The following is a 12,525-nucleotide window of genomic DNA, read 5'->3' on the forward strand; positions in this document are numbered from 1 at the left end:
ACGAAGGTTCCCGGTCGGATAAGGGATGGCCGCAGGTCAGGCCGCATGGACCGCACGGCGCAGCGCCAGCGGAAACGGCCCGGTCATGCCGGCGACTGCCGTATTGGTGAGCGCCACGACACTCAGTTCGCGTACCGGATCGACCCAGAAGCCGGTTCCATACAGGCCCGACCAGTTCCATGAACCGGGTGAAAGCGGCAGTCCCGCCTTCGCCGGATCTGTCAGGACCGCAACGCCCAGCCCCCAGCCAAAACCCGGACCTGCCGCCCCGACCGGCAGGTCGCCGATGGCATTGCCCGTCATGGCGGCGACGCTTTCAGGCTTCAGTATCCCGGCACCTCCCGTCCGGATGGCCTCGGCAAAGCGCAGATAATCGGCGGCCGTGCCCAGCATGCCGACACCCCCGGACGGCCACGCCGCCGGATCGAAGGCGCGGGAGGGCGCATACACCACATGACCCGGCCCGAATTTCAGGCTGAACGGGTCTGTCATGCGCACGGCCCCCGCCGCCCCGCCATCGCCATACGGGATGGCGACCGGCGTGCCTTCAGGCACCGTGAAGGCCATGGTGTCCAGGCCAAGCGGGCCGGTCACGAGATTCCTGACCGCCGCAGGCAGATCATTACCAGTCACACGTTCGATGACCCCGCCCAGAACATCAATGGCGAGCGAATAATGCCATGCCGTTCCGGGGGCAAAGAGCAGGGGAACCGATGCGATCCGGGCGATGTTTTCTGCCAGCGTGAGAGCGGAATGGTCCAGCCCGTCCGACACGCCGGCCCGATGGCAGGGGCCGGTTTCAGGCTCCAGAAAGCCATAGCCAAGCCCCGCCGTGTGCGTCATCAGGTGCCGGATGGTGATGACCGGCCGCCTGCCGTCCGGCAGGGCAGGGCGGAAATCGGGCAGCCAGCGTGTTACCGGCGCGTCCAGTGACAGTCTGCCCCGTTCCATCAGGGCAAGTGCTGCAACGCAGATGACCGGCTTGGTCATTGAGGCCAGGCGAAAGAGCGTGTCCGTCCGCATCGCGACGCCAGCCTCACGATCGGCCAGGCCGACCGCGCGCTGATAAACGGTCCTGCCGCGTTCCGCGACCATCACGCTCGCCCCGACAATCATGCCCGAACGGACAGCCTGATCCAGAACACTGTCGATCGCGCCTGCGCGCGCACTGGCGGCTGATCCCCCCGCAGCCGATGCGGGGGAGAGCGAGGATGCCCACATGGCGGCCGGCAGGGCCGCACCAAGAATGCTGCGCCGCCCCATAGTGGCGTGATGCCGTGCCTGTGTTCGCTGTCGCATGCCTTCGCCCCTGCTGTTTTGTGCCATTGTCAGGGCGCTATCGTAATTCCTGCCGTTTCGGGACATAATCAGGCGGGAAATCAATTCAGTTTATACGGACAGTCATCAATCACATGCTCGACCGCATTACCGGCATGCAGCTTTTTTCCCGTGCCATGCAGATGGGCAGCATTTCGGCCGCCGGCCGGGCGCTGGGCCTGTCACCCGGCATGGCCAGCAGGCATCTGGATGCGCTGGAAAAGCGGCTGGGCGTGCGGCTGTGCCATCGCAGCACCCGCAGGCTCAGCCTGACCGAGGCGGGCCAGCATTATCTGGAACTGTGCCAGCGCCTTCTTCCCGAACTGGAGGAGGTCGAGGCGCGTATTGCCTCACAGCGTATCGAGGCGTCCGGCGTCCTGCGCTTCAATGTCCCGCTGTCTTTCGGGGTGCGGTATATCGCGCCGCTGATCCCGGCGTTTCACGCGCAGCATCCCGCGGTCACGGTCGATCTGGGGCTGAATGACAGGATTGTGGACCTGACGGGGGAGGGATGGGACCTGACCATCCGCATCGGCCGCCTCAGGGACAGCCGCCTTGTCACCCGCAGGCTGGCCGCGTGCGAACTGCTGGTCTGCGCGGCCCCCGATTACCTGACAGGACGCGGGCGGCCCCGATCCTGGGCTGACCTGTCGGAACATGACTGCCTGGGGTTTTCGCTCTCCGGCATCGCCAAGCCGGAAGAGTGGTTTTACGGGCGGTCACGGGAGCGGCGCGTTCCCGTGCGTGGCCCCCTGTGCGCGAATAATGGTGATGCGCTGGTTGCTTGCGCCAGCGCTGGACTGGGGATCATTTACGAGCCGGACTTCATCGTGGCCGATGCCATCCGCGCGGGCCGGCTGGAGGTTCTCACGCTTGATGCGCCACCCGCCGCACTGGGCGATATTCACCTGTTATATGCCCCGGACCGGACGCCGCCTGCCAAGGTGCGCGCCATGATCGACTTTCTGGTGCGCGCGTTCGATGGCACGGCCCCGTGGACCATGCAGCCGGTATAGCCAGACAGGTCAGCGGCATTAATCGAATGCGCCCTGTTTCGCCTCCACCTGCTGGATGATCTCCGTTACGAAATCCATGAACGCGCGCGCCCGCGCACTGGTCAGGCGCCCGGCGGGCAGCAGCGCCCACAGATCGACCGCCGGGAGTGTCCAGTCCGGCAGGCACCGCACGACCGCCTGCGTGCGCAGTTCGCTCAGGAACATCCAGTCAGCGGATACCGTCAGCCCCAGATCCGCGAGCACGGCCGCCCGCACGCCTTCCGCCGCGCTCAGGCGCAGGCGTGAGCCGAGTGTGACATCAACGCTTTCTTCTCCCCGGCGAAAGGTCTGCCTGAGTGTGCCGCCGCGTGTGTACAGAATGGCCTGGTGATGCATCAGGTCTTTCGGCGATATCAGGGCTGGCCCCCGGGCAAGGTAGGCTGGCGTGGCGATGACGGACCGCCGCCCGCGCGCCAGACGCCGCGCGACCACGGCACTCTCATGCAGTGGCCCCACGCGCAGGGCCACGTCGATTCCTTCCGCCACAAGATCGACGCGCCGGTCATCGAGTTCGATATCCACCTCAAGGCGCGGATGGGCCGACAGGAACCGCCCGAGCCGGGGAATGATCTGCAGGCGGCCAAATGTCGTGGGGGCCGCCACGCGCAACCGGCCGCTGAGATCGGCAAGACTGTTCCGCGCCAGCGCATCGGCTTCATTCGCATCTGCGATAACGCGGGCGACCCGTTCGAAATAGCGCTGGCCGGTATCGGTCGGTGTCAGGCCGTGGGTCGAGCGCAGGAGAAGCTGGGTGCCCAACTGCTGCTCAAGCCCGGCCACGATCTTGGAAACCGCAGGCTGGCCCATCCCCATCTGGCGGGCGGCGGCGGTGAAGGAGCCGGTTTCGACAACGCGTACGAACACGGTCATGGCCTGAAGGCGGTCCATGGTTATTCCTTTATGGAATGAGCATTAGGTCAATACAGGGTCTGCCAGCACAGGATCGGCATGTCTATCGTTCATTTCAGGGCAGGGAAGTGCCCATACAGTCCGCAAAACGAAAGACCGATTCATGACCGATCTGCTTTTCACCCCGAAATTTGTCGGCTCCATGCTGCTGAAGCACCGCGTTGTCATGGCCCCGCTGACCCGCATGCGCTCAAGCCCCGGCAACCTGCCCAATGACCTGATGCTGACATACTATACCCAGCGCGCGACCCCCGGCGGGCTTCTGATCTCCGAAGCCTCTCCCGTTGCCCTGTCCGGTTACGGCTTCGAGCGGGCTGCCGGCATTTATGACGATGCGCAGATCGCGGGCTGGAAGCGCATTACCGATGGCGTGCATGCCAAAGGCGGCCGCATGATCCAGCAGTTGTGGCATGTGGGGCGTCAGTCGGCCCGCATGCTCCAGCCCGGCGGTGATGCGCCGCTTGCGCCCTCGGCCATCCGGGCGGATGGCGTGGCATGGACCCTGCGGGGCACCGTGCCCTTCGATACGCCCCGCGCCCTTGAGCGTGACGAGATTCCGATGCTGGTGGCCGCCTATCGCGCGGCGGCTGAACGTGCCCTGAAGGCCGGGTTCGACGGTGTGGAAATCCACGGCGCGAACGGTTACCTGCCCGACCAGTTCCTGCAGGATGGCGCAAACCGGCGGACGGACGATTATGGCGGCCCGATCGTGAACCGCGCCCGTTTCCTGCGTGAGGTGACACAGGCGGCCATGGAGGTCTGGGGGCCGGCGCGCGTGGGCGTCAGGCTGTCCCCCAGCGGTTCGTACGGGTCGATGTCCGACAGCGACCGTCACGCGACCTTTGGCTATGTGGCAAGCATGCTGGAGGAGATGGGGGCAGGGTATATGCATATCGTCCAGCCCCGCCTCGGTCTGGATGCCGAGGACAACCCCGTGGATGCCGCCGCACTCCGTCCCCTGTTTTCACGCACGATCATTGCCGCGGGCGGGTTTGCGCATGACAGTGCGGACCGGCTGCTGGCGTCGGGGACTGCGGACCTAGTTGCCTTCGGGCGCGCATTCATCGCCAATCCGGACCTCGTGGCGCGGCTGCGGCATGGCTGGTCACTCAATGCCTATGATCGCACGACATTTTATGGCGGTGATGCGCATGGCTATACCGACTATCCTTTCCATGATGTCCCGGTGAAGGAAATGCAGGCATGACAGGTCAGATCATCGCAACAGTGGCGGTCGATACCTGTCCGCCATTCGATCCGGGGGCGTTCTGGAGCGTGTTCGGGCATGAAACGGCCCGGACGGGCGGGGTGGATCTTCACTATGTGGCAGGCGGGGACGGCCCACCCGTCCTGCTGGTGCCGGGCTGGCCACAGAGCTGGTACGCATGGCGGCATGTCATGGACCTGCTCCGTCAGGCCGGGCGGCGGGTCATCGCCCTTGATCCGCGTGGCATGGGCGATTCAGGCCGTCCCGCCAGCGGGTATGACCTCCAGACGGTTGCCGCCGATATTCATGGCCTGGTGCAGGCGCTGGGCCTTGCGGCAGATGGTCCCCTTGATGTGGTGGGGCATGACGTCGGAAGCTGGATCAGCTACGCCCATGCGGCGGACTGGCCGCAAGATGTCGGACGGCTGGCGGTCCTTGATGCGGCCCTGCCAGGCATCACGCAGGTGCCGGCCGTTGATGTCCTGCCGGATGCGGTCAACCTGAAAACATGGCATTTCGCCTTCAACCGCCTTGATGACCTGCCGGAAATCCTGCTGCAGGGGCGGGAACGCGAATTCCTGACATGGCTGTTCAGGGTCAAGGCAACCCGCCCATGGACCATCACGCCGACGGATCTTGAGGAATATGTCCGGGTCAACGCGGCGCCGGGGGCAACACGGGCGGCGCTTTCCTATTACCGGCATGTCTTCAGCCCCGATGGCCTGAACGCAAACCGGCGCCGCGCCGCGCGCCCGCTGTCCATTCCGGTGCTGGCACTCGGTGCGGATAACGGGGCGGGGAGCGTCCTGTATGAAACCATGAAGTCCGTTGCGACGGACGTGCGGGGTAGCGTGTTTGAAAATTGCGGTCACTACATGCCCGAGGAGGCGCCGCGCCGGGTTGTGAGCGAACTGTTGCAGTTCTGGGCGGAACGCGATGCATAAGAGACTGTTTGAAAACAAGTCATTGATAAAAAATAATAAAAGTTTTTTGGTGCTGCCTTTTTTCAAAAAGGCGGCGTTCTTCGAAGCTTTTTGAAAAAAGCTTCACCAAAAACTTCTTCATGATTGCTGAATGTCTTCCGGCCCAACTTTTCAAACAGTCTCTAATACGGCGCATGCATGAGATGGCGATGGTGGAGACAGGATACGGCCACAAACCATTCATGGCGTGACGATCTGGCGCGCCTGAAATTCCTTCACAACGTCTATAAAGGCCCGTAACGCGGGCGGGAGCAGCCGGTGTCCGGGATAATAGAGGGCATAACCGGGAAAGGCAGGCGACCAGTCATCCAGAATGATTGCAAGCCGTCCCTTTTCAAGGGCTTCCCGGGCCGTCTCTTCGGAGACAAAGGCGATACCCTGCCCCGCGATGGCCGCATCGACCATCAGATCCATGTCGTCCAGCGTCAGGGCACCGGCGACATCCATGACATGATCCTGCCCGTAACGCGCGAACTCCCAGCGGTAGAGCCGCCCGCCGGGCAGGCGAAAGCGGATACAGGCGTGGTGGAGCAGGTCATCAGGCGTGCGCGGGACACCATGCGTGGCAAGATAATCAGGCGAGGCAACGGCGACAAAGCGCCCATCAGCGCCAAATCGCACGGCGATCATATCCTGTGGCACAGCTTGAGCCAGACGGACGCCCGCGTCAAAACCTTCCGCCACAATGTCGATGAACCGGCCATTGGTCACAAGGTCAACATGCACATCGGGGTAGCGGTCCACAAAAATGGGCATGATGGCGCGCAGCAGGGCGCGGGCGGCATGTCTGGAGGCATTGATCCGCAATGTGCCCGAAGGGCGTGCCTTCAGCATGCCGATAGTGGCAAGCGTCTGCTCAAGGCTGGAAAGAATGGGGGCCAGTTGCGCGACAAGCTGCGCGCCCGCCTCTGTCGGGGCGACGCTGCGCGTTGTCCTGTGAAAGAGCCGCAGTCCCAGCCGTTCTTCAAGGGCACGGATCATGTGGCTGAGCGTTGAGGGCGAAAGGGCGAGTTCGTCTGCCGCAATGCGGAAGCTCTGGTGCCGCGCAACAGCAAGGAAGGCCGTCAGTTCCGGCAGGCTGGGCGTTTTATTCATGGTGTTTTTTCAATAGTTCATGCGCATTTCCGTGCATAGACCCAGCTATCGGGATGCGGCAGATTTCCTGCCGGTAGCCGCAACGCACCGGGCTTCGTGGATCGGGAAGGGATTTTGATGTCCAGAAACTGGCTTATTACGGGAACATCCTCGGGGTTCGGCCGTATCATGACCGAACGCCTTCTGGAGCGCGGAGATACCGTTGTCGCCACCTTGCGCCAGCCCGACAGGCTCCACGGTCTTCAGTCCCGGTATCCGGGGCGCCTGCATCTGGCGGCGCTGGATGTCACCGACACGCAGCAGGTCCGTCAGGTCGTGGACCGGGCCTTCGCGCGGCTTGGCCGGATTGACGTGATCGTCAGCAATGCCGGCTATGGGCTGTTTGGCGCGGCGGAGGAGGTCTCGAGCGCCCAGATCCGGCAGCAGCTTGATACGAACGTCATCGGATCGATCGAACTGGTCCGGGCGGTCCTGCCGCATCTGCGCGCACAGGGGGGCGGGCGTATCCTCCAGCTTTCATCAATGGGCGGACAGGTCGCGTTTCCGGGGCTCAGCCTTTATCACGCCAGCAAATGGGCGATCGAGGGGTTTTTCGAAAGCCTTGTGCAGGAAGTCGCCTCATTCGGGATCGAGGCGACGCTGATCGAGCCGGGGGCAGCCAGAACGCAGTTCGGCCGGGGCAGCATGGTCATGGCTACGCCAATCGCGGCCTATCAGGCGGTCCCGTTCAGCGCACGCCGCGCGGTTCTGGCCCGGGATTCCTACACGCCCATCGGCGATCCGGAAAAGATGGTCCACGAGATGATCGCCTGTGTGGATGTCACACCCGCGCCCCGGCGTCTGGCCCTTGGCAGTGACGCCTACCGGCTGATGCACGCGGCACTGGCAGCACGGCTTGCGCAACTCGAGGCGCAGAAAGACATTGCCCTCTCGACGGATGCCAGCCCGTGAAGGGCGGGCCGGGACCGGCACATTTCAACCCTTTAATCAAATACCATAAAGGACAGGTTTCATGAGCAATTCCCTTCAGGGCAGGGTCGTGGCCATTACCGGGGCCAGCAGCGGGATTGGCGAGGCCACGGCCCGGCTGCTGGCGCGCTCCGGCGCTTTCGTCGTGCTTGGCGCGCGCCGGATGGACCGGCTTTCCAGCATTGTGGCGGATATCGAACGCGAGGGCGGCAGGGCCATTGCGCTTGAGCTGGATGTTCAGCAGCAGGGGCAGGTTCAGGCGTTTGTTGACGGGGCTGTCAGGGAATTCGGCCGTCTGGATGTTCTCGTCAACAATGCGGGCGTCATGCTGGTCGCCCCCTTGGGTGACCTGAAGGTCGATCAGTGGGACCAGATGATCGACGTCAACATCAGGGGCGTGCTGTACGGCATTGCCGCGGCCCTGCCGGTCATGCAGGCGCAGGGTTCGGGCCATGTCATCACGGTCTCGTCGGTGGCCGGGCACAAGGTCGGGCCGGGTTTTGCCGTCTATTGCGGCACCAAATTCGCCGTGCGCGCGATTGCCGAAGGGTTCCGCCAGGAAGCCGGGCCGCACATCCGCAGCACGGTCATCTCCCCGGGTGCGGTCGCAACCGAACTGCCGAGCCATATCAGCGCAGGCCCGGCGAAAGACGCGGTGGAGGCCATGTATGCCACGGCGGAAATCAGCGCCGACGCGGTTGCCGGGGCCATCGTGTATGCGATCTCCCAGACGCCGGATGTCGATGTTAACGAGATTATTATCCGGCCGACGGCACAGACATTCTAAAGGCAATGACGGGCTGCGCCGGCATGGGACAGTACCGCGCAGGGCGGTCTTGCAGCAAGGAGAACGGAATTGGTTTACAAGGCACTTGTCGCGGGCGCGAACGGCATCATTGGCAAAGCCCTGCTGGAGGAACTGGCCCGCGCACCCGGCTGGGAAGCCCGTGGCCTGTCGCGCAGCCATGGCGATATCCGCGCGGACCTGACCGATGCCGCGCAGACGCGCGGGGCGCTGGAAGCAGCGGCGGACTGCACGCATCTGTTCTATGCCGCCTATGGTCCCGGTGGCGGGCTGGCCGGGGAGGATACGCGCAATGCGGCCATGCTGCGCAACCTGCTTGATGGACTGCAGCACGCTGGCGCACCGTTGCAGAGGGTTGTCCTGTATCAGGGTGCCAAGGTGTATGGCGTGCATCTTGGCCCGGTCTCGACGCCGTTTTACGAAGATGAAAACCCCCGCCCGATCGGCCCGAATTTCTATTTTACGCAGCAGCGTGAATTGCAGGCCCGCCATGAAGCCGGTGGCCCCGAATGGACCATCCTGCGGCCTGATGTGGTCGTGGGCGATGCCGCGGGCAATGCGATGAACATCGCAACCGTCATCGGTGCCTATGCCGCCATCTGTGCGGCTGACGGGGCCGCGTTCCGGTTTCCCGGTTCTTATAAAACGTATGACAGGTGCCTGGCACAGGTCACGGATGCCCACGCTCTGGCCCGCGCCAGCCTGTGGGCGGCAACATCCGGTGCGGCTGCCGGTCAGGCCTTCAATTACGTGCATGCGCCCTTCCGCTGGCGCCGGATATGGGAAGGTGTGGCGCGGCATTTCGGCCTGACCACAGGCGAGCCGATTCCGTTCTCGCTGGCCGGGCACATGCCCGCGCTCGCCCCGGTCTGGGACGCGATTGCAAGGGATCTGGTCCAGCCCGATTACGCCAAAGCCGTAGGCTGGGGGTTTGGCGATTTCGTGTTCGGGACACAGGCCGATGTCATCTCCGACATGACCAAGATCCGGCTGGCCGGATACGCGCAGGATGCCGATCCGCTCGCGGTCCTGATCGGCGCGATCGAACGCCAGCAGCAGAACGGCGTGATCCCGCGCATCATTAACGCTGACGTCGGATGATATGCGGCTGTATCCCGCCCGCGCAGAGCGGGGTGACCGGGTCCGGCCCGCAGGGAGCCTGAACCCGGCCTGTCGGAGACTGTTTGAAAAGTTAGGCCGGAAGACATCCAGCAATCATAAAGAAGTTTTTGGTGAAGCTTTTTTCAAAAAGCTTCAAAGAACGCCGCCTTTTTGAAAAAAGGCAGCATCCAAAAACTTTTATTATTTTTTATCAATGACTTGTTTTCAAACAGTCTCTTACAGTACGCACGGCTCTATCGTGCCGCCTGTGGCAGGGCGAAGACCACCAGCTGGTCCGTGACCGGCGTCATCATGAAGTGATGGCCGCCCGCCATGATCGCCACATACTGCCGTCCGTTGACCTCATACGTCATCGGGTTGGCCTGCCCGCCGCCGGGCAGCACATGGGACCACAGGACCCTGCCGGTGCGCTCGTCAATCGCGCGGATCAGGTTGTCCGTCGCGGCCCCGATGAACACCAGCCCGCCCGCCGTAACCACCGCGCCGCCATTGTTGGGCGTGCCGATCTCCCACGGCAGGCCGGTCGGCAGGCCCCACGGCCCGTTGGCGCGCGCCGTGCCCAGCGGGTGCTGCCACAGCACTTTCTGGCCGTGCTTCATGTCAATCGCGGTAATCATGCCATAAGGGGGCTTGTGGCACAGCATGCGCGTGAACGGGTCCCAGAACGGGGCGATGGTGATGGCGTAGGGCGTGCCCTCCATCGGGCCATTGCCCTCGGCAGCGCCTGCGCCGGGGTGGTAATGTGGGTCGTCGATCGGCATGAGCTTCAGCACATCGGCCTTGCTGCGGGTAATCAGCTGGGCATACATCGGCGATGCATTCCAGTTCGCGATCAGGATGCCGGTCTGCGGGTCATAGGCCATGGAACCCCAGTCGCTGCCCCCGTTATTGCCGGGATACATGATCCACGGCCTGTCCAGGCTGGGGGGCGTGAACTCACCCACATAATGGGCGCGACGGAACTTGATGCGGCAGTAAAGCTGGTCGATGGGGGACATGCCCCACATGTCCTGCTCCCGCAGGTCCGGCATATGCAGCGACGGCATGCCGACCGACCATGGCTGGGTGGGCGCGCGGGTGTCGCCCGCCACGTCGCCTGCCGGGGCGGGACGTTCTTCCACCGGCAGGATCGACTGCCCGGTGCGGCGGTCCAGCACGAAGGTCTGCCCCCGCTTGGTCGGCACGATGATGGCGGGCACCGTCTGGCCGTCGGTACCCGGCATGTCCATCATGGTGACCTGCGATCCCATGTCGTAATCCCAGACATCCTTGTGCACCGTCTGGAACACCCAGCGCGGGCTGCCAGTCCTGACGTCGAGCGCCACGATGGAGGTGGAGACCGCATTTTCAGCAGCACTGCGATAGCCGCTGAAATAATCCCCCGCCGCATTGCCCGTGGGCACGTAAACCAGACCCAGCGCGTCATCCCCGGTCATGGCGGCCCAGGAATTGGGGGTGCCGCGGCTGTAATGCCGGTTGCCTGTGGGCTGGTCGTGGTCATCGGGGTGCTTTACGTCCCACGCCCAGACAAAGCGGCCGCTTTCGGCATCATAACCGCGCACTACGCCTGATGGCGCCCAGCGCCGCTGCCCGTCAAGCACCTGATGATTGACCACGACCACGCCATTCACCACGGTGGGCGGCACCGTCATGGCGACAAAGCCGGGAACGGACTCGCCCATGCCCTGCATCAGGTTGACCTGCCCGCCATGGCCAAAGCCGGGGCAGAATTCTCCCGTTGCGGCATCCACCGCCACCAGCCGCATGTCCAGCGTGCCTTCAAGGATGCGGTTGTGGCAGGGCTGTCCCTGCGGCACCTGCGACGATGTGAAATACGTCACCCCCTTGCACGCGGCGGTATAGGGAATGGCTTCGTATTTTTCGCCAAGGTTGCGCCGCCAGATTTCCTTTCCCGTGGCCGGGTCCAGCTTCATGATGTCGTTCTGCGCCGAACACATGTACAGCCCGTCGCCCACCTTGATCGGCGTGGTTTCCGCCGCCCATTTGTTCGTCTGCCCCGGCCGGGGATAGCTGCCGGTGTGGTAGGTAAAGGCAACCTGAAGGTGGGATACATTCTCCGGCGTGATCTGGGCCAGCGGGGAATAACGGGTCTGCGCGTCATCCCGCCCATAGGTGGCCCAGTCACCCGGTGCCGGGGCCGCACCCGCCTGTGGCAGCATGGCGGGCAGGCTGTCGGCGGCAACACTCCCGATATCGGGCAGGTTCGCCGCATTCACGCCCGGCGCCTGCGGGGCGTAGGGGGAGGGACCGGCAAAATAGCCGGGATCGGCCGGGGCCTGTTCCGCCGGTTCATCGGCCCGGCCCGGCCCCGGAATGGATGCGCCCGGCGGCCCGCCAGACCCGGCGGCGGCGAACTGCGCGTGTGATGACACCGGCAGGCACAGCCATGCGGCCGCCATGCCCATGGCAAGGAAACGGTACCGGCGCATCAGCATATGCCCCCGATGGCGCGGCGCGTGGCCATCCGCCGCAGGACAGGAATGGAGAAGAGAACGGGCAGGCCCAGCAGGGTCGGGCCAAACGCGCGGGGCAGGAGGTCAACGGGGCTGAACCCCACCTCCCACACGGACCAGGCCCATGTATAGGCAAGGGCCGCAAGGTAAAGGAGCGCCCCCAGCGTGCGCCCCATCAACATGGCGGTTCCGCTGGCAAGCAGAACAAGGCCACAAAGCAGATAGTAAAGGGAACCACCCAGCAGCGCCAGTTCGGCCCCGCCGGCAACAAACACCAGACCAACAAGAAAAATGACGACGCCCAATAGCAGCACGAGCCATTCCACAAGGGGCTTGCCCCCATATTCACGCAACATGGATTGATGCCTTTTACATCATATGAATGAATATTTCCGTTACGCGTCCATATTCACTGCATGTGTTTTTGTTGGAAATATTGAAGTGATATGTTTATTTTATATTTTGATGTGCTTTACATAAAATGAAGCGTGCCCGCGCGCCGGTTTTTTACAAGACCCGACCCGCCGGTTCGCTTTCATTCAAGGCGAGGGGATATACGCTCCGCATTTTTCTGTCGCGTAAAAATAGG

11 protein-coding genes are annotated in these 12,525 nt (G+C 63.6%); 6 read left to right on the forward strand and 5 right to left on the reverse strand.

Annotation, left to right across the window (positions count from 1 at the left end; translation table 11 throughout):
- Nucleotides 1-36: 36 nt before the first annotated feature.
- Nucleotides 37-1,299, reverse strand: coding sequence for a serine hydrolase domain-containing protein (locus CFR78_RS11730; RefSeq protein ID WP_371440481.1), 1,263 nt, complete (start codon nucleotides 1,297-1,299; stop codon nucleotides 37-39).
- A 113-nt stretch (nucleotides 1,300-1,412) separates the two neighbouring features.
- Here CFR78_RS11730 and CFR78_RS11735 point away from each other — a divergent pair, with 113 nt between their 5' ends.
- A complete protein-coding gene (locus CFR78_RS11735) occupies nucleotides 1,413-2,333 on the forward strand; it encodes a LysR family transcriptional regulator (protein ID WP_034932721.1) in 921 nt (306 codons plus the stop codon).
- 18 nt (nucleotides 2,334-2,351) lie between these two features.
- On the opposite strand, the gene CFR78_RS11740 is transcribed toward CFR78_RS11735, so the two are convergent.
- On the reverse strand, nucleotides 2,352-3,260 hold the full coding sequence (locus tag CFR78_RS11740) for a LysR family transcriptional regulator (RefSeq protein WP_034932719.1): 909 nt from the start codon (nucleotides 3,258-3,260) through the stop codon (nucleotides 2,352-2,354).
- A 124-nt stretch (nucleotides 3,261-3,384) separates the two neighbouring features.
- Here CFR78_RS11740 and CFR78_RS11745 point away from each other — a divergent pair, with 124 nt between their 5' ends.
- Nucleotides 3,385-4,488, forward strand: a complete 1,104-nt coding sequence (locus CFR78_RS11745; RefSeq protein WP_034932717.1) for an alkene reductase — start codon at nucleotides 3,385-3,387, stop codon at nucleotides 4,486-4,488.
- Entirely contained in the window at nucleotides 4,485-5,432 is a 948-nt protein-coding gene (locus CFR78_RS11750; RefSeq protein WP_034932715.1) for an alpha/beta fold hydrolase, read from the forward strand. Before CFR78_RS11745 ends, CFR78_RS11750 begins: the two co-directional genes overlap by 4 nt.
- Before the next feature lie 219 nt (nucleotides 5,433-5,651).
- On the opposite strand, the gene CFR78_RS11755 is transcribed toward CFR78_RS11750, so the two are convergent.
- Entirely contained in the window at nucleotides 5,652-6,566 is a 915-nt protein-coding gene (locus CFR78_RS11755; protein WP_034932713.1) for a LysR family transcriptional regulator, read from the reverse strand.
- A gap of 117 nt (nucleotides 6,567-6,683) precedes the next feature.
- Here CFR78_RS11755 and CFR78_RS11760 point away from each other — a divergent pair, with 117 nt between their 5' ends.
- The 3 genes from CFR78_RS11760 to CFR78_RS11770 all read left to right on the forward strand — a co-directional run bounded on the left by CFR78_RS11760 (nucleotide 6,684) and on the right by CFR78_RS11770 (nucleotide 9,441).
- Entirely contained in the window at nucleotides 6,684-7,517 is an 834-nt protein-coding gene (locus CFR78_RS11760) for an SDR family oxidoreductase (RefSeq protein WP_034932711.1), read from the forward strand.
- Between the two features lie 61 nt (nucleotides 7,518-7,578).
- The gene (locus CFR78_RS11765) at nucleotides 7,579-8,322 is read left to right on the forward strand and encodes an SDR family oxidoreductase (RefSeq protein ID WP_034932709.1); all 744 of its coding nucleotides are present in this window, start codon (nucleotides 7,579-7,581) and stop codon (nucleotides 8,320-8,322) included.
- A 69-nt stretch (nucleotides 8,323-8,391) separates the two neighbouring features.
- On the forward strand, nucleotides 8,392-9,441 hold the full coding sequence (locus tag CFR78_RS11770; protein WP_034932707.1) for an NAD-dependent epimerase/dehydratase family protein: 1,050 nt from the start codon (nucleotides 8,392-8,394) through the stop codon (nucleotides 9,439-9,441).
- A gap of 254 nt (nucleotides 9,442-9,695) precedes the next feature.
- Here the strand turns inward: CFR78_RS11770 and CFR78_RS11775 are convergent, their stop codons facing one another.
- Complete coding sequence (locus CFR78_RS11775) at nucleotides 9,696-11,912, reverse strand: pyrroloquinoline quinone-dependent dehydrogenase (protein WP_371440479.1); 2,217 nt, start codon at nucleotides 11,910-11,912, stop codon at nucleotides 9,696-9,698.
- On the reverse strand, nucleotides 11,912-12,292 hold the full coding sequence (locus CFR78_RS11780) for a hypothetical protein (RefSeq protein WP_034932704.1): 381 nt from the start codon (nucleotides 12,290-12,292) through the stop codon (nucleotides 11,912-11,914). The genes CFR78_RS11775 and CFR78_RS11780 overlap by 1 nt, the downstream gene beginning before the upstream one ends.
- Between the last annotated feature and the right edge of the window lie 233 nt (nucleotides 12,293-12,525).

The organism is Komagataeibacter rhaeticus (assembly GCF_003207855.1).
GTDB lineage: Bacteria > Pseudomonadota > Alphaproteobacteria > Acetobacterales > Acetobacteraceae > Komagataeibacter > Komagataeibacter rhaeticus.

Excerpts from the sequence above, each read along its gene's own strand:
- CFR78_RS11730 (WP_371440481.1), bottom strand. The coding sequence starts at position 1,299 with ATGCGACAGCGAACACAGGCACGGCATCACGCCACTATGGGGCGGCGC.
- CFR78_RS11735 (WP_034932721.1), top strand. The coding sequence starts at position 1,413 with ATGCTCGACCGCATTACCGGCATGCAGCTTTTTTCCCGTGCCATGCAG.
- CFR78_RS11740 (WP_034932719.1), bottom strand. The coding sequence starts at position 3,260 with ATGGACCGCCTTCAGGCCATGACCGTGTTCGTACGCGTTGTCGAAACC.
- CFR78_RS11745 (WP_034932717.1), top strand. The coding sequence starts at position 3,385 with ATGACCGATCTGCTTTTCACCCCGAAATTTGTCGGCTCCATGCTGCTG.
- CFR78_RS11750 (WP_034932715.1), top strand. The coding sequence starts at position 4,485 with ATGACAGGTCAGATCATCGCAACAGTGGCGGTCGATACCTGTCCGCCA.
- CFR78_RS11755 (WP_034932713.1), bottom strand. The coding sequence starts at position 6,566 with ATGAATAAAACGCCCAGCCTGCCGGAACTGACGGCCTTCCTTGCTGTT.
- CFR78_RS11760 (WP_034932711.1), top strand. The coding sequence starts at position 6,684 with ATGTCCAGAAACTGGCTTATTACGGGAACATCCTCGGGGTTCGGCCGT.
- CFR78_RS11765 (WP_034932709.1), top strand. The coding sequence starts at position 7,579 with ATGAGCAATTCCCTTCAGGGCAGGGTCGTGGCCATTACCGGGGCCAGC.
- CFR78_RS11775 (WP_371440479.1), bottom strand. The coding sequence starts at position 11,912 with ATGCGCCGGTACCGTTTCCTTGCCATGGGCATGGCGGCCGCATGGCTG.
- CFR78_RS11780 (WP_034932704.1), bottom strand. The coding sequence starts at position 12,292 with ATGTTGCGTGAATATGGGGGCAAGCCCCTTGTGGAATGGCTCGTGCTG.